Raw genomic sequence first — 21064 nt, 5'->3', positions numbered from 1 at the left:
CGCCTGCTGCGCACTGCCGGTCCTCATCGCCACCGGTGTGCTCACCGGCGCCGGCGCGGCGGTCGTTTGACGCCTTGGGCTCATCGGTTGGCATTCACTGGTGTCTCGGCGATGTCGGCCGCCCGTGCGGGTGTCTGGGTGATGCGGTCGAGCCACTCGACCAGCAGCTGTCGCTCGGAGTCGCTGAGCACTCGCAGTTGTGGTGCGAGAGCCCGTAGGGCGACGGCCGTCGCGAGGGTTCCGTCCGGTGCCTCGGGCGGGGCGTCGGTCAGGATGCGGCCCAGGACGGCCTCCATCATCGCGTCGCCGAGGCCGGGATCGCGCCGCTCCTGCGGTGTTGCCAGCAGTGTCTGAATGGTTCCGACGCCCGCGGCCTGGATGAGGTCGACCGCGTGCGGCTCGGGGACCCGCAGTCGCCCGGCTGTCGCCAGCCGATGGACGCGTGTCTCCAGAATCTGTCGGCCCGTGCGGGCGGCCCCTGAGTTGAGCACGCGTTCTGGGTCGCTCAGCAGGCGGAACACGGCCGGGTTGGCGAGACCGAACTCGATCTGTTTGCGCCAGCTCGCGCGTAGATCATCGAGTGGGTCGACGTCCGCCGCCGTGGCCGCCGCCACGCGCGCGGCCTTGTCCGAGACGAACGTGGCCATGACATGCTCGGCCACCGCCTCGAGCAGACCGTCCTTGTCGCCGAACAGGCGGTAGATGGTCGGGGCCTGGACGCCGGCCCGCTCGGCGACGCCACGCGTCGTCACGGCGCCGGGTCCGCTCTCGTGCAACAGCCACGCCGCGGCGTCGATGATCGCCGCCCGGGTGTCTGCCCGGCTCTTGACCACGTCACTCACGAACCAACGATAACACCGACTTGATATCAGTGGTTACGGGCGCTACGGTCCATCTGTTTCCACTGATAACGCGAAGGGTGAACCAGTGATTATCGTGACCGGAGCGACCGGAGCCCTCAACGGCGCGACCGTCGACCACCTCCTCGAACGTCTGCCCGCGAGCCAGGTCGCGGTCGCCGTACGCGACACCGCGAAGGCCGAACGCTTCGCGCAGCGTGGCGTCGAGGTTCGGCGCGGCGACTACGCCGACCCCGGCTCCCTGCCGGCGGCGTTCACCGGCGCCGACCAGTTGCTGCTCGTCTCCTCCAACGACCCGGCCGCGGACGCGACCAGCCTGCACCGCGCAGCGGTCGATGCCGCGCTCACGGCCGGTGTGAGACGGATCCTCTACACCAGCCACCAGGCCGCCGCACCGGACAACCCCTTCTTCCCTGGACAAGACCACTTCGCCACCGAGCAGCTCCTGGCCGCCTCCGGGATCCCCTGGACCTCGTTACGCAACGGGTTCTACGCCCACAGCCTCCAGTGGCTCGCCGGTCCGTGGCGCGAGACGGGTGTGATCGCTGTGCCCGGCGACGGACCGGTTTCCTGGACGGCTCGCGAGGACGCCGCCGAGGCAGCCGCCGTGATCCTCGCGTCTGACGGCGGGTACGACGGCCCGACCACCATCACCGCGCCCGCGGCCCCGACCTTCGCCGAACTCGCCGCGATCGCCTCCGAACTGTCGGGACGAACCGTCCGCTACCAACAGATGGACGAGCAGGACTGGATCGCCGCGCAGTTCGCCGCCGGACAACCGGAGCACATGACGCGCTTCCTGCTGGGCTTCTACCAGGCCGCGCAGGGCGGCTTCTTCGCCGGTGTCGACCCGCTGCTCGGCGAACTGCTCGGCCGCCAACCGCGCAGCGCGCGAGACGCCCTACGCTGGTTGTGACCGTTCCCACCAACCTCGCTGCTGTCGCGCCCGCGCTCTTGACTTCGACTCAGGTTCAACATGCAGCCTGACGGAATGACCTTCACTGAGTTCGAGATCGCCTACCTCGAGGAACAGCCGCTGGGACGCCTCGCCACGCTGCGCCCCGACGGCACACTGCAGAACAGCCCGGTCGGTTTCCGCTACAACCATGCTCTCGGCACGATTGATATCGGTGGCCACAACCTGACGTCGAGCCGCAAATACCGCAACGTCGCGGCGAACGGGCAGGTCGCCTTCGTCGTCGACGACGTGCCGTCACTCAGCCCGTGGAAGGTGCGCTGCCTGGAGATCCGAGGTACCGCCGAGGCGGTCGAGAAGCCGTCCGACTCGGCCTACGGCAACGACGACCCGATCATCCGGGTACGGGCTCGGCGGATCATCAGCTACGGCACCGAGGAGCAGGGCGCCATTCCGGGCCAAGTGCAGCCCTACAACCGCAACGTCTCATGAGTTTCCGGCTTCGAACGCCACCGAGTGGTAACGAGTTCTGGCCGGCATGGCCCTGATCGGGGAGCCGGCCGCGCGCTGACGCCGGCTCGCCGTCGTGGTTCGCGGAGTTCAGCGCTGACCTGCCAGCGCCGGCAGCCGGTCGAAATCCTCCCGCGGCAACGATGTCATCGTGCCGACGCGCCGTGGTCCGACCGATCCGGCCAACAACCAGCACAGAGTGGTCAGGGTTGCTCCGGCGATCGCATCGACGAGGTAGTGGTTCGCGGTGCACAGGACGGTGATCACCATGGCCACCGGCAGGGTAACCGCGACAAGCCGGAGCAGCGCGTGCTGGGACGCGGCCGCGATGGCCAGCCCCATGACCAAGTCCCAGCCGACGTGCAGACTTGGCATGGCGGCGTACTGGTTGGTGAACATCGCCGGCTGCAACACCCGGTAGGCGTGCGCACCGACCGTGACGGTGTCGGTCATGCCGAGACCGGCCAGCCGCGGTGGTGCCACCGGGAACGTCGCGAAGATGACCAGCCCGATCCCGCCGGACACCAGCATCGTGTTGCGGGCCCGCAGATAGACGGCGGGATGCCGCCGCGCCAGCCAGATCAGCGTCATCGCGATGACTGGCCAATGACCCCAGATGTAGATGCCGTTCAATACCGTACGCAAGAACGGCATGCTCATCACCGACGCCTGCCATCCGGGTTCGTGAAAGAGCCCGAGCGCGCGTTCCAGGCCGACCACGGAATGCGCGTTGCGTACGGCCTCGGCGGTGGCTGCCTGGGTAGCGCCCCGGACCAGGAAGTACGCCGCGACGGCGGCGACCATGACGGCCAGTTGTGGCAGCAGACGTACCCGCTCGACGGTGTTTCCCCGTGGCCGCAGCCGTCTTCTCCCCGTGATCATCGACATGCTTCGTAGCCTGGCCGAGCCATCCGGCCGAGCCATCCGGCATCGACTCCGACGTCACCCTGAATTCCGCTGTGCCGCGCCCCGTAAGGGGCTTGATCGGAGCCTGCTCGCGCCTGGGGTGGGGCGTGTGGCCTACGAGCTGTAGGGGGGTGGCCCGGCGGGGCGGTAGTCGTAGCAGGCGATTCTGCCGTCGAGGATGCGGTGGTCGACGAGTTCGAGGGCCAGGTCGGGGGTGCCGGCCAGCGCTGGTTGCTGCCCGGATTGGCCCAGTACCACGGGGAAGACGAGAAGTCGAAGGTGGTCGACCAGGCCAGCATCCAGGAACTGCCGGGCCAGCGACAGGCTGCCGATGGTGCGCGTGTCTTCGTCGCCGGTTTGTTTGAGGTTACGGACCTCGTCGATGGCGTCGTTGGCGCACAACGTCGCGCCGGGCCAGTCGACAGAGGTCAGGGTCCGCGAGAACACGATCGTCGGGGTGGTGACCATGCGGTGCCATCCGGCATCGCGAACCTCGTCGGGCAGTTCGTTGAGCGCCGTGTAGGTCCGCCGACCCATGAGCGCGCGATGTGGCCGGTCGGCGTGCTCGTTGATCCACTTCTCCAGGTCGGGACCGTAGAAGCCGAAGTAGCCCGGCGACCGTGATCCGAACGCGTACCCGTCCACGCTGACGAAAACGTCGATGCTCAGTTCGACCATGGGCTCGCTCCTCGTCTCACCGGGTATCGGCGGAGCGTGGTCGACACCGCCGGCCCTCGTCTCGATTACTTGCAAAAGAAGAGCATGCTTGCAACTACGAAGTCAAGCGATAGCATGGGCGGATGCGAACGCGCAGCTACGGACAGTTCTGCGGGCTGGCCCGTGCCGCAGAGATGCTCGGCCAGCGATGGACCCTGATGGTGCTGCGCGACCTGCTGGTCGCCCCGCGGCGCTACACCGACCTGCTGTCCGGCCTGCCCGGCATCCCGACGAACGTGCTCTCCACGCGCCTGAAGGAACTTGAACAAGACGGGCTGGTCATGCGTGAGGCACGCTCAGGCGCCGACCGGTCCGTGGTCTACCGGCTGACCCCACGCGCCGAAGCGCTTCAACCCGCCCTCGACGCGTTGGCCCGATGGGGCGCAGCCGACATGCACGCGCCTCGCGAAGGCGAGATCATCACGGAAGCATCCCTGGTCAGCGCGCTACGAGCCGGCATCCGCGCAGACGCTCCCCGGCCGGCGTCACGCCGCACCTACCAGGTCGCCATCGCAGACGTGACGGTCCACGTCACCCTCGACACCGACGCCGTTCATGTCGCACCAGGCCCGCACCCCCACCCACACCTCATCATCACGGCCGGCCCAGAACTACGTGACCTGCTCGCGGGCACCCTCGACCCCACCCAAGCGGTCGCCGACGGCACCCTCCAGCTGTCCGGCGACAGCTCAGCATTGGGCGACTTCGCCGCCTCCTTCCACGTCCCGTACCGAGACGAACCCTCCGCCACCCCTGCCACCCCCGAGACCCGTCGGTGACCAGGGACGCAGGTACCTGACACCACGGCCATCGGACCTGCACGCACATCGGCAAATCCGGACGCTGCCGAAGGCCGACCCCAGCCACCGCGGTGTCAACTAGCGGGCTTCGGCTCAAGGACGCGACGCCTGCAGGTCACGGGAACGCCGCTACGCCCGCAGCCGGCGGTGTTCGTGACAAGGACATCAGGCGGAGACGCGTACGACCTGAGGTGGATACCGCGGGCACGAGGAGTGCGACCTGAGACGGTCGATGCCGCGCGGCCCAGCTTCTAGCGTCGGTCGCATGATTGAGGCACACGCGCTGACCAAGCGATACGGGAGCAAGACCGCGGTCGACGGGCTGTCGTTCACGGTGCGGCCGGGGCAGGTGACCGGCTTCCTCGGACCGAACGGCGCCGGAAAGTCGACGACCATGCGAATGATCATCGGGTTGGACCGGCCCCATGGCGGCCGGGTGACCGTGGCCGGCCGCCCCTACCGGGAGCATCCCGCGCCGCTGCACGAAGTGGGGGCGCTGCTCGAGGCGAAGTCCATCCACAAGGGGCGGACGGCGCGGACGCACCTGCTGGCGCTTGCCCAGACGCACGGGATCCCCGCCGGCCGGGTGGACGAGGTGCTGGGCCTGGTCGGGTTGGAGCAGGTGGCCGGCCGGCGGGCCGGCGGATTCTCGCTCGGCATGAGTCAGCGGCTGGGCATCGCCACCGCCCTGCTCGGCGATCCGGCCGCGGTCATCCTGGACGAGCCGGTCAACGGGCTCGACCCGGACGGCGTGCTGTGGATCCGCACGCTGCTGAAGAGCCTGGCCGCCGAGGGACGCACCGTGTTCGTCTCCAGCCATCTGATGAGCGAGATGGCGGTGACGGCCGAGCACCTGATCATCATCGGACGGGGGCGGTTGCTGGCCGACACCACGCTGGACGACCTGATCACCAGGGTCGGGGTGGGCAGTGTGCTGGTGCGCTCGCCGGACGCCGGGCGGCTGCGCGACGCCCTGGTGGCCGGCGACGCCACGGTCACCGCCACCGAGCCGGGACTGCTACGCGTGACCGGGCTGCCCGCCGAGCGGATCGGCGATCTCGCGTTCCGGCACGGGATCGCCGTCCACGAGCTGACCCCGCAACGCGCCTCGCTGGAGCAGGCGTACATGGAACTCACCCGCGACACCTTGGAGTACCGATGAGAGTGACGTTGCCCCGCGTGATCCACGCGGAATGGACCAAGCTCCGCGCGCTGCGCTCCACCTGGATCGTGCTGGCCGCCACCGCGGTCGTGGTGATCGGCCTGGCCGCCGGGGCCGCGTACGCGCAGCACCGCCACATCACCCAGGGCGGCCCGGCGCCGACGACGGCCGAGGCGGTCGGCGGCGCGCTGCTCGGCATCGACCTGATGTCGCTGGTCTTCGGGGTGTTCGGGGTGCTGCTGATGACCGGCGAGTACGGTTCCGGGCTGATCCGGGCCACGCTCGCCGCGGTACCCCGCCGCACGCCCGTGCTGTGGGCCAAGGCCGCCACGCTGGTCGCGCTCGCCACCCCGCTGATCGCCGCGGCGTGCCTGGGCGGGCTGCTGGCCGGCCGGGCCATCCTCGGCGCGGACGGCCCGTCGCTCGGCGACCCGGGCGTGCTGCGCGCGGCCCTGGGCGGCGCCGCCGCGGCGGTGGCGTCGGGCCTGCTGGGCCTGGGCATCGGCGCCATGCTGCGGCACACGGCCGGCGCCATCACGACGCTGGTGGCGGCGACCATGGTGGTGCCGGCGCTGCTGCCGTTCGCGCTGCCCGAGTCGATCAGCGACGACGTGGTACGGTTCGTGCCCACCGCGGCCGGTCAGGCGATGTACGCCATCGACAGCAGCAACAACCCGTTCCCGATGCTGTCGCCAGGCGGCGGGGCCGCCGTGCTCGCGCTCTGGGTCGCGGCCCTTCTCGCCGGCGGAGCCGTCGTCCTGCTCCGCCGCGACGCCTGACCCGGCCCCGACCATGGGGGAGGCCGTGCTCGCCATCCGCGCCGTCGCCCGGCGTCACCCGCGCTGGGCCGACGCCGGACTGGCGGCCGCCGCGGCGGCGCTCGGCATTCCCGGCACCGTGCAGGCGCATCCGGGCGTACTCGAATGGCTGTGTTACTGCCTGATATTCGTGCCGCTGGTGTGGCGGCGCCGGGCGCCGGTCGTGGTCTTCTGGGTCTTGTTCGTGCTCGTCGAGGCATCCGACGCCGCCGGGCTCGACCTGCCGGGCACCGTCCTCGTGATGCCGATCGCCATCTACGCGATCGCCCGGTACCGTCCCCGCCGGTACCTGCTGCCGGTCGCGGTCGCGGTGGAGGCCGCCCTGGTGGTGGCCTGGATCGTGGATGACGAGCCGTGGAGCAGCCTGATCCCGGTCAACGCCATCCTGATCGCCATCGCTCTGCTCGGCACGAACCTCAGCACCCGCCGGGCGTACCTGGACCAGCTGGAGGAGCGCGCCCGACGGCTGGAACGCGAACGGGACCAGCGCGCCCAGCTCGCCGCCGCCGCCGAGCGCGCCCGGATCGCGCGCGAGATGCACGATGTGGTGGCGCACAACTTGACCGTCATCGTGGCCCTCGCGGACGCCGCGGCGCTCACCGCGACCGCGGCCCCGGAAGAGGCCGCCGACAAGATGGCGATGGTGGCCGCCAGCGGACGGGAGGCGCTCCACGAGATGCGGCGCATGCTCGGCGTCCTGCACGCCGACGAGCCGGCCTCCGACCGCGACCCCCAGCCGGGGCTGGCCGACCTCGACCGGCTGGTCGGGCAGGTCCGCGCCGCCGGCCTGCGGGTGGCACTGACCCAGCAGGGCGAGCCGGGCCGGTGGGGACCGGGCGCCGGCCTCGCGGTGTACCGGATCGTGCAGGAGGCCCTGACGAACACGATCAAGCACGCCGGACCGGCCGCGACGGCGCACGTCCGTCTCGGCTACACGCCCGGCGGCGTGGAGGTCGAGGTCACCGACGACGGCGTACGCCGCCCGGCCGCTCCCGCACCGGCCGATGCGCACGGGCTGACCGGCATGGCGGAGCGTGCGGCGTCGTACGGTGGCCGGCTGGACGCGGGCCCGCTGCCCGGCCAGGGTTGGCGGGTACACGCGCACCTGCCGTTCGACGAGAGCGGAGCCTCATGACCACCGTGCTGCTGGTCGACGACCAACCCCTGCTGCGTCTCGCGTACCGCACCGTGCTGGACCTCCAGAGCGACCTCGCCGTGGTGGGCGAGGCCGGCGACGGCCGGCAGGCAGTGGCGATGGCCCGCGCGCTACGCCCCGACGTGATCCTCATGGACATCCGGATGCCGGTGCTGGACGGCGTCGAGGCCACCCGGCAGATCATCGCCGCCGGCCTCGACGCGCGTGTCGTCGTGCTGACCACGTTCGACCTCGACGAGTACGTGCACGCCGCCCTGCGCGCCGGGGCGAGCGGGTTCCTGCTCAAGGACGTGCCCCCGACCGACCTGGTGAGCGGGATCCGGGCGGTGGCGGCGGGCGACGCCGTGGTCGCGCCGGCGGTGACCCGCCGGCTGCTGGACAGGTTCACCCGCCACCTGCCGGGCCCGGACACCGGAGGGTCGGCCGTCGAGGAGCAGCTGGCCGACCTGACCGAGCGGGAACGGGAGGTGTTCGTGCAGGTGGCCCGCGGACTGTCCAATCTGGAGATCGCCGAGCGGCTGGCGGTCTCCGACGCGACGGTGAAGAGCCACATCGGACGGATCCTCGCCAAGCTGGCGCTGCGCGACCGCGTCCAGGTAGTGGTCTACGCCTACGAGAACGGCATCGTCCGGCCCGGCGGCTAGCGGCGCCGCCGGGCCGGCGAGAGTCTCATTCGACGCGCACGTTGTCCAGATCGACCGTGCCCGGGTTGATGTAGACCCAGAGGACGCGTACGTCGTTGAGCGCCGTGGTGTCGCAGGACATGCTGGTCTGCAGGTCGATCGATGCCGTTGTCGTGGTGTCCTGATTGATCCAGGTGAAGCCGGACTGGCACCAGGCATACCCGTCGCCGGTCTGCACCGCGATGGCGGCGTTGGTGCCGGCCGCCGGGCTGGTGCGCAGGTCGTACTTCAGCGCCGACCGGTTCGACATATCGACCGGCTCGGCGAAGGTGACGCCGAACCAGCCGCCGTCGGCCGCCGCGATGCGCAAGCCGTGGGCGCCGTCGGTGGCGAACTCGGTGGTCTGCTCGACCGTGCCGGCGTTGGTCTGCCACGATGCGGATGCCCAGCCCTCGACTCCATCTTCGAACGAGTAGAGCACCTGTGCCGCGGCCGGGTCCGGCTTCACCGTGACGGTCACGGTGGCCACATTGGACGATCGACCCGCCAAATCCTTTATCACGTACGGGGTGACAGCGCGTCCAGCGAATCCGGCGAGCGGGGTGAAGGTGACCGTTCCGGCGCTGTCGGCGGTGAACATGCCGCCGGTGACGGTGGCGCTGGTCTGCCGTCCGGCGGCGGCCGGGTCCAGGTCGAGGCTCGCCGGGCGGACCTTGGTGCGGTAGGCGATGTCGTTGGCGGCCGGTTGCAGCGTCACCGGGGTGTTCGCCTCGGTGATCGCGGTGTCGTTGTCGGCGACCGGCGGCAGCGACCGCTGCCCGGAGCTGATCTCCGTGGTGGCATTCGAGATCGTGGTGCAGACCGGGCTGGGACAGTAGACGGTGAACCCGTCGTAGTCCGGGTACAGCGTGCCGTCGTCCTGCGATCCGGAGAGGATCCAATACAAGAAGCCGCTGCCACCCGTACGCGAGAAGGTGTTGATCCAGTCTTGATAGACCGGATTGCGGGTGGCCTTGTCCTTCCAGCCGAACTCGCCGAGCATCACGGCCTTGCCGAGCGCCTTGGCGGCGGTGTTGTGCCGGGTGATGTAGTCGTCGGCCCACTGCGGGGTGCGGTTGCCCCAGCCGTCCGGATACAGGTGGTACGACATCACGTCGACGGCCGGCAGCGAGGCCAGAGCGATGCTGTCCACGCCCTCGCCGCAGTTGTCGATCCAGTCCGGGGCGTCTGGGCCGTCGCAGAAGAAGCCCTCGTCGCCGACGCTCACCAGGTGGTTGCGGTCGAGCGACTTGAGGTACGCGGTCATCTCGCCGGCCCAGTCGGTCAGGGTGGTCGTGGTGCAGTGGTCGCTCTGCGGGTAGACGCCGGAGCCCTTGCAACGCGGCTCGTTGCCGAGCTCCCACGTCATGATCGTCGGGTCGTCCTTGTACCTGACGCCGGTGATCGTGTTGACCCGGTTGAGGATGTGGTCGAGGTAGTCCTTGTACCAGCCCTTGATCACCGGGTCGGTGTAGAAGTCGTCGTGGTAGGAGGCGCCGCGCCAGCGTACGTACTGGTCGATGCCGCCGAAGTCGGACCAGTTGTTGGTCAGCGGCAGCACCAGGCGCTGGCCGGCTCGCCGGGCGGCGTCGATGACGTCGTCGAGGCGTTCCAGGCCGTCCGGGCCGTCGTTGAAGGCGGGCTTATCGCCGTCGAAGTACTGGAAGTACACGCCGTCCGGCGCCGGGGCGACGGAGTTGCTGCCGTCGGCGTTGCCGATCAGGCCGAACGCCCAGGTCCGCATCACGTCGAAGCCGGCCGCCTGCGCGTCGGCGAAGACGTCGTCGACCATCGCCCGGCTCTTGTAGAACAGGTAGTAGTTGTTGGTGCCGCCGAACCGGAAGGGCTTGCCGTTCAGCTTGAGCATGCTGCCGGTCCGAGTGACGAACCCGGCGTTCGCAGCGGGGTGGGTCGCGGGTGCTGCGACGGCGGGTCCGGCCGCGACGAGCGCGCCGGCCACGGCCGCGAGCACGGCGACGAGACGTCTCCGCATGCCACGGTCTCCTTGGAGGTCGATGCCCGGTCGCATCGACCAGGACCAATGCCCAAGCTAGCAGTTGCGCAAGCAATCCGGGAGCGCTCCCACGCCGCGTCATTGTCGGGCCAGGTTGCGCCGCCACGGGGGCCGCGTGCTCGATCTCCATCTCGATACCGCGTTCGACCCTCCCTTCTCCTTCGCCGTGTGGCCGCTGAGGCCGGCGGTCTGGTGCCGGCCCCAGCGGCGCGGTGGGAGGTGGAATCAGGACTCGGGACGGTGTGGGCGCCGGGGGCTCCGCGTCCTGGGATTTCCTTGGATCAGTCCCTCGTGTGGGCTTATCAGGGAGGCGATCGTGGGTTGTTGCCGGCGGCGCCGGGCCGGCGCTCGTCGTCCCCGGCCGCCGATGTCGGCGAGGGGCCGGGTTGCGGAGGGGAGGGTGCCGGCCGCGCGGCGGATGGGGCGGGTGGCGCCGGTGGCGTGGGCGGGTCGTCGAAGCTGGCGCCGATGAGGGCGTCGAACTCGGCGCGGACCAGATCGGGGTCGCCGCAGATGAGTTCGGTGAACGCTTCGTCGAACCCGCGGTCCCACTCCGGGGACAACGCGGTGCCCGCCTGCGCTACGGGGTTGCTGGTCATGCCGGTCACCACCCGCCACATCCGGTTTCCTTGCAAGGGCTGACGTGACGAACCGCCAGGTCAGCCGGTGATCACCTTCTGCTCGGTGTGTTCACGCCCGGCAACGGTGATCTTGCGGGGCTTGGCCTTCTCCGCGATCGGGATCCGCACGACCAGCACGCCGTTGTCGTACGCGGCGTCGATGTGGTCGGTGTCCAACGCGTCGCCGAGGAACAGCTGCCGGGAGAACACCCCGAGCGGGCGTTCGCTCAGCTGCACCGTGGCCTGCTCGCCCAGGTCGATGGGGCGGCGCTCGGCGCGCACGGTCAGCACGTTGCGTTCCACGTCGATGTCGATCGCGTCGGCGTCCACCCCGGGAAGGTCGAACGCGATCACGAACTCGTCGCCGTTGCGGTACGCGTCGGCGGGCATCGCCGTCGGCCGTGACCAGGTCCCGGTCGCCGGGACACCGAACAGTTGCTGGGCGATCCGGTTGACCTCGGTGAAGGGTTCGCTGCGCATCAACATGGTTCCCACCTCCTGCGGTCTCGACTTGGCAGTCAATGCGCGATACCGTCTTTCTAACACGTCATCGCGCCGATGACAAGTAGTTCGTCATCTGGAAGATGACGTCGAGAGGAGAAGGTGGATGCTCGACACCCCTGCCGTCGCGAGCCCACCGCCCGAGGACCACGATCTCGCCGTAGTCGCTGCCGCGATCGCCGCCACCGCGCACGCGGTTCAGCAGCCCACCGTCGAAAGATCGCCGGTGAGCGGCGCTGAACTGCTCGACGCCCTGGTGCTGCTGCGCTGGGCCCAGAGCGAGCTGGCCGGCCTCGAGCCGGTCCTGATCGCTGCAGCCCGCGCTGCCGGGGTCTCCTGGCAAGCTCTCGCGCCCGCACTGGGGGTGGCCAGCCGCCAGGCCGCCGAGCGGCGCTACCTGCGCAGCGTCTCCGCCCCTACCAACCAGCCGAGCGACACCCGTGACGACCGGGTACAGGCCGAACGCGACCGCCGCGCCGTGCGCCGCGCCGTCACCCAATGGGCCAACGACAACACCGCCGACCTGCGCCGGCTCGCCGGCCAAATCACCGCCCTGACCGACCTCGGCGAAGCCGCCACCGACGACCTCGCGCAACTGCACCAAGCCCTCGGTGACCCTGACGCGACCGCCCTGCCCGATCTGCTCGCCGCGGCCCACCAACATCTCCCCGACCATCCCGACCTCGCCGCACAGATCGACACCATCACCACGCGCACCAACCAGATCCGCCGGCAGCCCCCACAGCGCAGCGGGGAAACCTCCTGAGCCACGCGAAGGTCCAGCTGTGGTGGGGAACAACTCCGAGCCTCCAGCGTCCAGCTCACCACCGGCCGTCTTGAGAGCCGGAAGACCCGTACGGAATCCTCTTGCGCAATGGTCAAGAATCGTTGACCATTGAGCGCGTGCCTATCGATGATCTTCCCGAGACGTTTCACGTCACCACTGACGAGCAGCTACGCGCCGTCTCCAATCTCACGCGTCACCGGATCATGGCCGTGCTCCGCTTCGAGCCGGCGACGATTACGCAGATCGCCGCGCGGGTGGGCCTCGCGAAGGGGAGCTCCAGCTACCACGTGCGGCTGCTCGAGCGGGCCGGCCTGGTGAAGGTGGTGCGGACGCGGAAGGTGCGGGGAGTCACCGAGCGGTACTACGCGATGGCCGCGCGGTCGATCGAGCTGCCGGATCCGGGCGAGGGAGGGCCGGATGTGCTGTTGCGGCATGCGGTGGCGGACCTGGAAGCAGCGCCGGTGGACGGCGAGCGACACGTACGGATGGCGCACCTGCGGCTCACCGAGGAGCAGTTCGCGGAACTGGGGGCGCGGCTGGAGGCACTGGCGGACGAGTACCGGGAGCTGTCCGATCCGTCGCTGCCGGACGTGTCACTCGTCTTCGCGCTGTTCCGGCCGGCGCAGCCCGAGCAGGCCGAAGGGGACGCCAGGTGACCTCAGACGTTCGGAAGTTGCCGGCCGGGTTCGGACGGCTGTGGGCCGCGCAGACGGTGTCCTCGCTCGGTGACGGGGTGACGCATGCCGCGCTGCCGCTGCTCGCGTTGACGCTGACACGCAATCCGATGGCGCTCGCCGTTGTCACGGCCGCCGGGACGCTGCCGTGGCTGCTCTTCGGGGTGCTCGGCGGTGCGCTGGTGGACCGCTGGGACCGCCGGCGCACGATGTGGGTCGCGGACGCGGCGCGTGCGATGCTGCTCGCGATACCGGCGGCAGCGGCCGCGTTCGACGTGCTGAGCATTCCGCTGCTCGCGGCCGTCGCCTTCCTGCTGGGCCTCGGCGGACTCTTCTTCGACACGGCCGCGACGGCCTATCTGCCGGATCTGCTCGGCCGCGAACCCGCGCTCCTGGAGCGCGCCAACGCCCGCATGCGCGGCACCCAGACCGCGGCGTCCGGCTTCGCGGGGCCGCCCGCGGGCAGTGCTCTGCTCGCGCTCGGACGGGCGGTTCCGCTGCTCGCCGACGCGGTGTCGTTCGCGCTCTCCGCACTGCTCGTGCGGTCGCTGCCGGCCGCACCCCGGCCCGTACCGCAGGCCCGTGAGTCGCTGCTTCGGCAGGCGCGGGCCGGCGCCTCGTACGTCTTCCGGGACCGGTTGCTGCTCGGGCTCGCGCTGCGTCCGGCGGTCGGGAACATCGCCTTCCTAGCCGTGGAGACCGTCCTCGCCCTCTTCGCGCACGATCGTCTCGGCATCGGCGCCTTCGGCTTCGGCCTGCTCCTCACGGCCGAGGCCACCGGCGGTCTGCTCGGCGCGGGCATCGCCTCCTTCCTCGGCCGGCGACTCGGCACCGGCGCCGCGCTCACCTGTACGGCCGCGGTCGAGGGACTCGCCATCCTGGGCCTTGCCGTCGCCCCGAACCCGTATGTCGCCGGCCTCGCGCTCGCCGTCTGCGGGGCAGGCATGGGCGCCACGATGGTGCTCGCGCCCTCCCTCCGACAGGCGATCGTCCCCGCCCACCTGATGGGCCGGGTCGCCTCCACCTCCCGCATGCTCGCCATGTGCGCCGCCCCGTTCGGCGCCTTCCTCGGCGGCTGGCTGGCCACCACCTACGACGTACGCACCCCGCTCTTCGCCGCCGCCGGACTCCTCCTCACCATGACCGCCGTGACGGCATCCATGACCAGCAACCGCCGGGTCGAGGCAGCACTGCTTGGCGCTGCCTCGACCGGCGATCCCGTTAGGGAGAAGGCACCCGCATCGGTGTGACGCTCTCGCAGAGCCGACGTTCAGTTCCCCGTGCGGTACGGACCGCCCGGCGCGATGGCTTGGCTGCGCCGGCGATATTCGGTCGGGGTCAGGCCTACCAGCGCACGGAAGCGGCGGGCGAAGTAAGTCGGGTCGCCCCAGCCCACGGCGGCGCCGATCTGGGCGGCGGAACGGGGGGTGTGCGCCAGCAGCGTGGCGGCTCGTTCGGCGCGGACTCGGGCCAGGTAGTTCATCGGGGTCAGGCCGGTGTGCTGGAGGAACAGGCGGCCCAGATAGGCGGGATCCAGGTTGACCGCCCCGGCCAGGTCGTCCAGTCGCCACGGCGTTGCCGGTGTCGCCTCCAGCCGGGCGACGGTCGCGGCCACGGCGGGATGAGCCGGTGGCTCGGCGGTGGCGGGCTCGCGGCCGTCGGCCAGCACGCCGAGCAGAGTGACCAGCCGGCCCAGCACCCGGCCGGGCCGGGGCCGGGCGCGAGCAAGCTCGCGTTCCAGCTGGGTGATCTCCTCGATGGCATCGGCGGCGGCGGCCCGGTCGACCGTCGTGGTGGCGACGCCGTGCGTGGCGGGCGCCGTCGGGTCGGTCCACAACAGGCGGCGCAGCATCGGGAGGTCGTACAGGGCAGCCAGCTCGGCCCGGAGCGCCTGGGCGGACAGGCAGCAGTTGCCGACGGTCAGGTCGGCGCAGGCTTGGAAACCGTGCCAGGCCCCGGGCCGTAGCACGAATACCTCGCCGGCGCGTACCTCTTGCGAACCCTGGCTGGTCACGTGCCGGCCGCGACCGGCCCCGATCACGGCGATCTCGAGGAAGTCGTGGGCGTGCGACTCGACCTCAGCGCTCAGCCGGTGGACGCCGCCCCAGATCGGCCCGGCGGCGAACAGGGCGTGCTCGTGAAGGGTCGAGGGCATGTCGGGATCGTACGACTGCTGGCCGCTATCGGCCTAGCCCCGAAGGGCAGCCGTCACGAGACTGAACGCATGAGAGAACTGGTGTCCGACGAGCAGGTTGCCGCGTATCGGGAGCACGGTTTCGTCCGAGTTCAAGGGGTCCTCGATCGCGACCAGGTCGAGCATTTCCGGGGGAGCGCCGAGGCGTTCCTCAAGGCCCACCGGGCGGAGAGCCTGGAAACGCAGGGCACGTTCAGCCAACTGGTCAATGTCTGGCAGCGCGACGACGACCTTCGCGCGCTCACCCTCGACACGCGGCTCGGCCGGATCGCCGAGCAGTTGGCCGGCTTTCCGCTGCGGCTCTGGCACGACCAGATGCTGGTCAAGGAGCCGCACAACAATGTCGCCACCGAGTTCCACCAGGACCGGCCGTACTGGCCGCACGCCGGCGACCGGCTCCCGTTGTCGGCGTGGATCGCACTGGTCGATGTGCCACCCGAGCGGGGCTGCATGACCTTCCTGCCCGGCACCCAGGACCGCACCGGCCTGCAACCGCAGGACCTTCATCACGAGGAGGACCTCTTCGAGATGGACCCGTCGCTGCGCTGGATTCCTCGCGTCACCGTGCCGCTGCGGGCCGGGGACTGCACCTTCCACAGTGGCTACACCGGCCACATGGCCCTGCCCAACCGCACCGACCTGGCCCGGCTCGCCCACGTCGTCATCTACATCGACGCGGCCACCACCTACAACGGCGCCCCGCACGTCGTCACCGATCCACTCGGCCTGGCCGTCGGCGACCGGCTCGACGGCGACACCTTCCCTCGGGCGTGGGCCTGATCCGATACAGCAGCGGCGGCTGTCCCATCGGCAGGCGGTCCGGGGGAGTCCTCTCTACGATGAGTCATCATGTCTGGGCTGTCTTCGATTCGGTTGCTCGAGCTTCCGTACGACTCGGGGCACTACGGGGTGCGCATGGGTGCGGGGCCGTTGGCCTTGATCGAGGCCGGAGCCGCTCGAGGGCTTCGCGACCGTGGCCATACCGTGCAGCAGCAGCGCCTCTCCCCGCGTTCGGCATGGCAAACCGAGCTGGTCACCGCTTTCGAACTGCACCGGGTGATTGCCGCCGAGACGGTCGCGGCTCAGGCTGCGGGGCAGGTGCCGATGCTGCTGTCGGGCAATTGCAATGCCACTCTCGGCGTGCTGGCCGGCCTGTCCACGTCCGTACGGCGTCTGGGGCTCGTGTGGTTCGACGCGCATGGCGACTTCAACACTCCGGAGACTGACCCCGGCGGATTTCTTGACGGTCAAGGCGTTGCCATGATTACCGGCCGTTGCTGGCGGGCTGCGACTTCGACGGGGCCCGGGTTCCGCCCTCTGGCCGACGAACAGGTCCTGCTCGTGGGCACCCGTAGCCTGGACGCGCGGGAGGCGGAGGCCCTGCGCGACAGCGGAATCGTCGCGCTCCGGCCGGTCCAGGCTCGTGACGGCAGTTCCGTGGCCGCCGCGGTGGCGTCCCTGGCGGAACGAGCGGATCGCGTGCATGTCCATATCGATCTCGATGTGTACGATCCGTCGATAGCGCCGGCCAACAGCTACGCGGCGCCGGACGGTCTGCTTGCCGATGAGGTGCATGCCGTCCTGCGTCGCGTTGCCGGGCGGATGCCGATCACTTCGGCGACGCTGTCGGCGTGGGATCCCACCTGCGACAACGACGGACGCATGCGCGGGGTCGCCCTGGATTTGCTCTACGTACTGGCCGACCTGGCCCGTCCTGTACCAGCACCGGGATGAGCCGGCAGTGGCCAAGATCGTGTTATTCCACTCCGGTTGACGCTCACCCACCGGGTCTGCGTGTCGGACCTGGCTGGAGTTCGCCTCGGCCGGCAGGTCGGACGGCTCCTTCACGCAGATGGGCTTCTACGTCGACGAGGTGGAGGCGGCGGTCGCTCGAAGGCCGGTCCACAGCAGAAGGGCGCAGGCGCCGATAAGGACGGGTTCGAGCGCGAAGCCGACGGCCAGGCCGTAGCGGTCCGCGAGGGTGCCGATCACATAGGGGGAAGCGGCGCTGACCAGGCCGATGACCAGTTGCGAGCGGGCGTTGGCGCGGTCCTCGCGGCCGTCGGCGGCGTCCAGGGTCAGCGCGATGGCGAGCGGATAGAGGTTCGCGATGCCGGCGCCGCACACGAACAGGCCCAGGATCGCCGGAGCCGGCCGTCCGGCCAGCCAGAACAGGGCGAAGCCGGCGCCGGTGATCGCCAGCGACGCGTAGAGCAGTGCGACGCTGCGGCCGGGCCGGCGGGTGATCCGTGCGCCGAGCAGCCGTCCGATCAGGATGCCGAGATAGTTGGCGCCCAGCGCGGTGCCGGCGGCCGCAGCGGACAGGCCGGTGCCGAGGAGCAACTGCGGACCGAAATACACGATGCAGAACTCGATCGCCACGCTGCACGCGGTCAGCACGATGAACAACCAGCAGGCAGCGGGCAGCCCGCCGGCTCCCGCCACAACGTGACGCGCGGGTGGCGCCGGCAGTGGTTGGCGGCGGAAGCGCACGTAAAGCACCGCGAGGACGATGGCCGGGAGGGCGAAGGCGGCGCGCCAGCCCACCACAGCGGCGGCCAGCGCGCCCAGGACCAGTGGAGCGACCACCGCCGACGCGCCGGCGCCGATGTTGGCCTCGGTCAGCGCGCGGTCCCGCTGGGAGCCGTGCCGGTCCGACAGGATCGCCTGGAGCACGGCGAGCATCGTCGTGCCGGCCAGACCCATCAACCCGGCCGCGAGCAGGGTGGCCGGCACGCCCGTTCCGAGGGTGAACAGGCCGGCGCCGGCCACGGTGACCAGGGCCGAGCACCACAGCAGCGCCCTCCTCGCCAGGCGGCCGGCCACCCACGCGAAGCCGGCTCCGGCCAGGGCCGCGCCGACCGACCACAACACCGAGTAGAAGCCGACCAATGTGTAGGAGAATCCGAGCTCATCGCGGAGCAGCGTCACCGCCGGGCCGAAGGCATAGAGCCAGAAGGTGTACGCCGCGAGCGCTGCGTACGACAGCACGGTAGGCGCATCCCGGACGAAGTCGGCCTTCGCTGTGTATCGGTACACAAGTAGAGTCTGTGCCATGACCCGACCCGTCGGCAACCCGAAACGGCGGCCGACCCTGCGCCAGGTGGCCAGCGCCGCCGGCGTCTCCCCGATGACGGTCTCCTACGCCTACTCCCAGCCGGACCGGGTCTCGGCCGAGGCCGCGGCAAAGGTCCGCGCCGCGGCCGAACAGCTCGGCTATCCCGGCCCCAACCCGGCTGCACGCTCTCTGCGCAGCGGACGAGTCGGCTCGCTGGGCGTCGTGCTCGGCGAACGGCTGAGCTACGCCTTCGACGACCCGCAAGCGGCGCGCTTCCTCGCCGGGGTCTCCGACGTGTGCGCGGCCGAGGGCATTGGACTCACACTCGTCCCGATCACCGGCGCGCCTACCGACGCCCAGCGTGTCGCCCAGGCGGCCGTGGACGGCTTCGTCGTCTGGACCACCAGCGACGACGATCCGGTCCTGGATGCCGTCGCCGCCACCGGCCTGCCCGCGGTGATCCACGCCGGCCCGCACCGGCACGGCATGCCGGTGATCGGCATCGACGACCGCGCTGCCGCCGAAGCGATCGGGCGGGTGGCGTTCAGGGCGGCGCGGCGGCCGCTCGTGCTCAGTTTCCCGCTCGATCGCGGCCGCACCCGGCAGCTGCTCACCGGCGACGAGGTGGGCGAGGTGCGGTTCCCGGTCACCCGCGACCGATGGGCGGGCTTCCGTGCCGCCTGGACCGGACCGGGCCTGCGGATGGCGGTGTGCCCGGTCAACAACGTCAACGAGGGCGAGGCCTTCGCCCGCGAGCTGCTCCAGAGCGCCGAACCGCCGGACGCCATCGCCGCGATGAGCGACGAGCTCGCGCTGGGCGCCCTGATCGCCGCCGCCGCGGCGGGCCTGCGAGTCCCCGGCGACCTGGCCGTGACCGGCTGGGACGACAGCGCCGCCGCCGCACCCGCCGGGCTGACCACTCTCGCCCAGTCGCTGCGCGACCAGGGAGCACGGTGCGCCCGGACGGCGCTCGGGAGCGGGACCGAACCCTCGGCGCGCGACGATTGGCACCTCGTGGTGCGCACGACCACACGCCCCGATCCATGACCTGCGCACGTATCCCGGTACGGCAATCCGGGATCGGCGGCGCTTACGAGGCTGCCCCGAGGAACCGCACCGTGCGCGCGGCGCCGTGCATGTCGTGGGGGAGATCTGCGTACGCCCACTGGTGAGCACGCGTGTGCAGGCAGGCGGCCTCGACATCGCCGGTCTCGAGAACAGCGAGGAGCTCGGCATGCTCGTCGGCCACATGGTCGAGCTCGGGGTTGATGACCATCAGGGCGATGGCGGTCCGAGCCTCGATCTGCAGCGCCTCCCAGGCCCGCTCCAGCAGGAAGTTCTTGCCGGCCAGGATCACCCGGCGGTGGAAGCGCGTGCTGGCCAGGCCGATGGCCCGGACGTCGTCGACGGTCGCGCAGCGGTACATGTCCTCGACGTCGCCGCGCATCGTCTCCAGGGGCAGTTGACCGTTGAGCATCGCCAGTCGCGTAGCGGCTTCCTCCAGGGCCGCGCGGACCACGTACGCCTCCCGGATCGTCTGTTCGACGAACGGCAGGACATGACGCCCGCGCCGGGGCCGGCTCTCGACGAGCCCCAGACCCTCGAGCTCCCGGAGGGCTTCGCGCACCGGCGCCTGACTCGTCCCGAAATCCGCGGCGATCTTGGTTTCGATCAGCCGCTCGCCGCTCTTGAGCTCACCCGACACGATCAGCTTCACCAAGCCGTCCCGGATGCCGTCGCTCAGGGTCGGCTTCGGCGGGCGGATCGGGTGTGCGCCGCCGGCCGGCGCTTCGGTGGTCACGCACATCCTCCCCATAGGGCGCCCGCGATGGTGTCGTTGACCAGCATACTTAGAGCGTATACCTTGATTATCGATATCGATAATGGGGTGTCGCATGCTGACTGAGGTTCACGTCCCGGATGATGTCTCTGCTGCGGTGAGCCTGATCGCCTCGGGCGCCACGGTGCTCGGCGGCGGTACGAGCGTGATGCCGCGGCTCAACGATCACGCGTCGCCCCCGACCGAGCTCGTGAGCTTGCGGCGCATGGGTCTGGCGAACGTCGGCCTGGCCGGCTCGACGGTGACGATCGGCGCGGCCACGACGCTGTCCCAGGTCGAGCACGACGCGCGGCTCGAGATCCTGAACCCCGTCGTGCGCTCGATCGCCTCGGTGCCGGTCCGTAGTCTGGCCACGGTCGGGGGCAACCTGTTCGCCCGCCGGCCGCACGGTGACCTGGCCGTCGCGTTGGTCGCGTTGAACGCACGCGTCGCGTTCGTCGGTGAAGAGGGTACCGGCGAGCTGCCGGCCGAGGAGTTCGTCGCGGCCGATCGTCCGCCGGCACTCGTCACGACCGTCGTCTTCGAACTCCCCGGACCAGGCGCCTTCAAGTACGTCAAAGCGGCCCGGCGCCGGTTCAACTCCGCGTCCATCGTCACCGTCGCGGCAACGGTCACCGAGTCCGACGGGGTCGTCAGTGAGGCGCGCGTCGCCCTCGGCGGAATCGGCGATCGGGTCGTCCGGGCGTACGCGGTCGAGGAGGCGCTGGCCGGCAGGCGGCTGACCGACTCGACGATACAAGCGGCCGCACAGGCCGGCCTCGGCGAACTCGCACCGGCCGATGACGCGTACGCCTCCGCGTGGTACCGCACGCGCGTCTTCCCTGTCCACCTCCGGCGAGCGCTGCTCGGCCGCTGACCGCGATCAAGGA

The 21064-nt window shown here is 70.5% G+C and carries 23 protein-coding genes; 14 read left to right on the top strand and 9 right to left on the bottom strand.

The window, feature by feature from the left end:
• Window positions 1-80: 80 nt before the first annotated feature.
• On the bottom strand, window positions 81-842 hold the full coding sequence (locus tag ACIA5D_RS31195) for a TetR/AcrR family transcriptional regulator (RefSeq protein WP_396033919.1): 762 nt from the start codon (window positions 840-842) through the stop codon (window positions 81-83).
• Window positions 843-927: 85 nt separating this feature from the next.
• On the opposite strand from ACIA5D_RS31195, the gene ACIA5D_RS31190 reads away from it, so the two are divergent.
• Entirely contained in the window at window positions 928-1776 is an 849-nt protein-coding gene (locus ACIA5D_RS31190; RefSeq protein ID WP_396033918.1) for an SDR family oxidoreductase, read from the top strand.
• A gap of 75 nt (window positions 1777-1851) precedes the next feature.
• Window positions 1852-2268 carry a PPOX class F420-dependent oxidoreductase gene (locus ACIA5D_RS31185; protein ID WP_396033917.1) on the top strand — a complete coding sequence of 139 codons (417 nt, stop codon included), beginning with the start codon at window positions 1852-1854 and terminating at the stop codon, window positions 2266-2268.
• A gap of 108 nt (window positions 2269-2376) precedes the next feature.
• On the opposite strand, the gene ACIA5D_RS31180 is transcribed toward ACIA5D_RS31185, so the two are convergent.
• Window positions 2377-3090, bottom strand: coding sequence for a phosphatase PAP2 family protein (locus tag ACIA5D_RS31180; RefSeq protein WP_396033916.1), 714 nt, complete (start codon window positions 3088-3090; stop codon window positions 2377-2379).
• A gap of 216 nt (window positions 3091-3306) precedes the next feature.
• A complete protein-coding gene (locus tag ACIA5D_RS31175) occupies window positions 3307-3870 on the bottom strand; it encodes a dihydrofolate reductase family protein (RefSeq protein WP_396033915.1) in 564 nt (187 codons plus the stop codon).
• 122 nt (window positions 3871-3992) lie between these two features.
• Here ACIA5D_RS31175 and ACIA5D_RS31170 point away from each other — a divergent pair, with 122 nt between their 5' ends.
• The 5 genes from ACIA5D_RS31170 to ACIA5D_RS31150 all read left to right on the top strand — a co-directional run bounded on the left by ACIA5D_RS31170 (window position 3993) and on the right by ACIA5D_RS31150 (window position 8489).
• Window positions 3993-4688: a winged helix-turn-helix transcriptional regulator gene (locus ACIA5D_RS31170; protein ID WP_396033914.1), complete on the top strand. Its 696-nt coding sequence runs from the start codon at window positions 3993-3995 to the stop codon at window positions 4686-4688.
• 286 nt (window positions 4689-4974) lie between these two features.
• Window positions 4975-5871 (top strand): ABC transporter ATP-binding protein, encoded by an 897-nt coding sequence (locus ACIA5D_RS31165; protein ID WP_396033913.1) that lies wholly within the window; start codon window positions 4975-4977, stop codon window positions 5869-5871.
• Window positions 5868-6650: an ABC transporter permease gene (locus tag ACIA5D_RS31160; protein WP_396033912.1), complete on the top strand. Its 783-nt coding sequence runs from the start codon at window positions 5868-5870 to the stop codon at window positions 6648-6650. The genes ACIA5D_RS31165 and ACIA5D_RS31160 overlap by 4 nt, the downstream gene beginning before the upstream one ends.
• Window positions 6651-6675: 25 nt before the next feature.
• The gene (locus ACIA5D_RS31155; RefSeq protein ID WP_396033911.1) at window positions 6676-7824 is read left to right on the top strand and encodes a sensor histidine kinase; all 1149 of its coding nucleotides are present in this window, start codon (window positions 6676-6678) and stop codon (window positions 7822-7824) included.
• Window positions 7821-8489, top strand: a complete 669-nt coding sequence (locus tag ACIA5D_RS31150) for a response regulator (protein ID WP_396033910.1) — start codon at window positions 7821-7823, stop codon at window positions 8487-8489. Before ACIA5D_RS31155 ends, ACIA5D_RS31150 begins: the two co-directional genes overlap by 4 nt.
• Window positions 8490-8514: 25 nt before the next feature.
• Here the strand turns inward: ACIA5D_RS31150 and ACIA5D_RS31145 are convergent, their stop codons facing one another.
• The 3 genes from ACIA5D_RS31145 to ACIA5D_RS31135 form a co-directional block, all read right to left on the bottom strand.
• On the bottom strand, window positions 8515-10500 hold the full coding sequence (locus ACIA5D_RS31145; protein WP_396033909.1) for a cellulase family glycosylhydrolase: 1986 nt from the start codon (window positions 10498-10500) through the stop codon (window positions 8515-8517).
• Window positions 10501-10823: 323 nt separating this feature from the next.
• Window positions 10824-11141, bottom strand: a complete 318-nt coding sequence (locus ACIA5D_RS31140) for a hypothetical protein (RefSeq protein WP_396033908.1) — start codon at window positions 11139-11141, stop codon at window positions 10824-10826.
• Between the two features lie 39 nt (window positions 11142-11180).
• The gene (locus tag ACIA5D_RS31135; RefSeq protein WP_396033907.1) at window positions 11181-11627 is read right to left on the bottom strand and encodes an Hsp20/alpha crystallin family protein; all 447 of its coding nucleotides are present in this window, start codon (window positions 11625-11627) and stop codon (window positions 11181-11183) included.
• 121 nt (window positions 11628-11748) lie between these two features.
• On the opposite strand from ACIA5D_RS31135, the gene ACIA5D_RS31130 reads away from it, so the two are divergent.
• From ACIA5D_RS31130 to ACIA5D_RS31120, 3 genes are all read left to right on the top strand, one after another.
• Window positions 11749-12408 carry a hypothetical protein gene (locus ACIA5D_RS31130; protein WP_396033906.1) on the top strand — a complete coding sequence of 220 codons (660 nt, stop codon included), beginning with the start codon at window positions 11749-11751 and terminating at the stop codon, window positions 12406-12408.
• A gap of 137 nt (window positions 12409-12545) precedes the next feature.
• Window positions 12546-13085 (top strand): ArsR/SmtB family transcription factor, encoded by a 540-nt coding sequence (locus tag ACIA5D_RS31125; RefSeq protein ID WP_396033905.1) that lies wholly within the window; start codon window positions 12546-12548, stop codon window positions 13083-13085.
• Window positions 13082-14353, top strand: a complete 1272-nt coding sequence (locus ACIA5D_RS31120) for an MFS transporter (protein WP_396033904.1) — start codon at window positions 13082-13084, stop codon at window positions 14351-14353. Before ACIA5D_RS31125 ends, ACIA5D_RS31120 begins: the two co-directional genes overlap by 4 nt.
• 20 nt (window positions 14354-14373) lie before the next feature.
• On the opposite strand, the gene ACIA5D_RS31115 is transcribed toward ACIA5D_RS31120, so the two are convergent.
• On the bottom strand, window positions 14374-15258 hold the full coding sequence (locus ACIA5D_RS31115; RefSeq protein ID WP_396033903.1) for a helix-turn-helix domain-containing protein: 885 nt from the start codon (window positions 15256-15258) through the stop codon (window positions 14374-14376).
• 69 nt (window positions 15259-15327) lie between these two features.
• Here ACIA5D_RS31115 and ACIA5D_RS31110 point away from each other — a divergent pair, with 69 nt between their 5' ends.
• Window positions 15328-16077: a phytanoyl-CoA dioxygenase family protein gene (locus ACIA5D_RS31110; RefSeq protein ID WP_396033902.1), complete on the top strand. Its 750-nt coding sequence runs from the start codon at window positions 15328-15330 to the stop codon at window positions 16075-16077.
• Between the two features lie 69 nt (window positions 16078-16146).
• A complete protein-coding gene (locus tag ACIA5D_RS31105; protein ID WP_396033901.1) occupies window positions 16147-17031 on the top strand; it encodes an arginase family protein in 885 nt (294 codons plus the stop codon).
• 126 nt (window positions 17032-17157) lie between these two features.
• Here ACIA5D_RS31105 and ACIA5D_RS31100 read toward each other — a convergent pair whose 3' ends face one another.
• Entirely contained in the window at window positions 17158-18336 is a 1179-nt protein-coding gene (locus ACIA5D_RS31100) for an MFS transporter (RefSeq protein ID WP_396033900.1), read from the bottom strand.
• A 16-nt stretch (window positions 18337-18352) separates the two neighbouring features.
• Here ACIA5D_RS31100 and ACIA5D_RS31095 point away from each other — a divergent pair, with 16 nt between their 5' ends.
• Window positions 18353-19402 carry a LacI family DNA-binding transcriptional regulator gene (locus ACIA5D_RS31095; RefSeq protein ID WP_396033899.1) on the top strand — a complete coding sequence of 350 codons (1050 nt, stop codon included), beginning with the start codon at window positions 18353-18355 and terminating at the stop codon, window positions 19400-19402.
• A 43-nt stretch (window positions 19403-19445) separates the two neighbouring features.
• Here the strand turns inward: ACIA5D_RS31095 and ACIA5D_RS31090 are convergent, their stop codons facing one another.
• Window positions 19446-20156: a GntR family transcriptional regulator gene (locus tag ACIA5D_RS31090; RefSeq protein ID WP_396033898.1), complete on the bottom strand. Its 711-nt coding sequence runs from the start codon at window positions 20154-20156 to the stop codon at window positions 19446-19448.
• Window positions 20157-20250: 94 nt separating this feature from the next.
• Here ACIA5D_RS31090 and ACIA5D_RS31085 point away from each other — a divergent pair, with 94 nt between their 5' ends.
• On the top strand, window positions 20251-21051 hold the full coding sequence (locus ACIA5D_RS31085; RefSeq protein WP_396033897.1) for an FAD binding domain-containing protein: 801 nt from the start codon (window positions 20251-20253) through the stop codon (window positions 21049-21051).
• The last annotated feature ends 13 nt before the right edge of the window (window positions 21052-21064 follow it).

It is taken from the genome of Actinoplanes sp. NPDC051513, assembly GCF_044454685.1.
Lineage (GTDB): Bacteria > Actinomycetota > Actinomycetes > Mycobacteriales > Micromonosporaceae > Actinoplanes.
This window is presented reverse-complemented; position numbering and strand designations above follow the sequence as displayed.

Coding starts and splice junctions, on each gene's coding strand:
- ACIA5D_RS31185 (WP_396033917.1), top strand. CDS start 1,852: ATGACCTTCACTGAGTTCGAGATCGCCTACCTCGAGGAACAGCCGCTG.
- ACIA5D_RS31180 (WP_396033916.1), bottom strand. CDS start 3,090: ATGGTCGCCGCCGTCGCGGCGTACTTCCTGGTCCGGGGCGCTACCCAG.
- ACIA5D_RS31175 (WP_396033915.1), bottom strand. CDS start 3,870: ATGGTCGAACTGAGCATCGACGTTTTCGTCAGCGTGGACGGGTACGCG.
- ACIA5D_RS31170 (WP_396033914.1), top strand. CDS start 3,993: ATGCGAACGCGCAGCTACGGACAGTTCTGCGGGCTGGCCCGTGCCGCA.
- ACIA5D_RS31165 (WP_396033913.1), top strand. CDS start 4,975: ATGATTGAGGCACACGCGCTGACCAAGCGATACGGGAGCAAGACCGCG.
- ACIA5D_RS31160 (WP_396033912.1), top strand. CDS start 5,868: ATGAGAGTGACGTTGCCCCGCGTGATCCACGCGGAATGGACCAAGCTC.
- ACIA5D_RS31150 (WP_396033910.1), top strand. CDS start 7,821: ATGACCACCGTGCTGCTGGTCGACGACCAACCCCTGCTGCGTCTCGCG.
- ACIA5D_RS31145 (WP_396033909.1), bottom strand. CDS start 10,500: ATGCGGAGACGTCTCGTCGCCGTGCTCGCGGCCGTGGCCGGCGCGCTC.
- ACIA5D_RS31140 (WP_396033908.1), bottom strand. CDS start 11,141: ATGTGGCGGGTGGTGACCGGCATGACCAGCAACCCCGTAGCGCAGGCG.
- ACIA5D_RS31135 (WP_396033907.1), bottom strand. CDS start 11,627: ATGTTGATGCGCAGCGAACCCTTCACCGAGGTCAACCGGATCGCCCAG.
- ACIA5D_RS31130 (WP_396033906.1), top strand. CDS start 11,749: ATGCTCGACACCCCTGCCGTCGCGAGCCCACCGCCCGAGGACCACGAT.
- ACIA5D_RS31115 (WP_396033903.1), bottom strand. CDS start 15,258: ATGCCCTCGACCCTTCACGAGCACGCCCTGTTCGCCGCCGGGCCGATC.
- ACIA5D_RS31110 (WP_396033902.1), top strand. CDS start 15,328: ATGAGAGAACTGGTGTCCGACGAGCAGGTTGCCGCGTATCGGGAGCAC.
- ACIA5D_RS31105 (WP_396033901.1), top strand. CDS start 16,147: ATGTCTGGGCTGTCTTCGATTCGGTTGCTCGAGCTTCCGTACGACTCG.
- ACIA5D_RS31095 (WP_396033899.1), top strand. CDS start 18,353: ATGACCCGACCCGTCGGCAACCCGAAACGGCGGCCGACCCTGCGCCAG.
- ACIA5D_RS31085 (WP_396033897.1), top strand. CDS start 20,251: ATGCTGACTGAGGTTCACGTCCCGGATGATGTCTCTGCTGCGGTGAGC.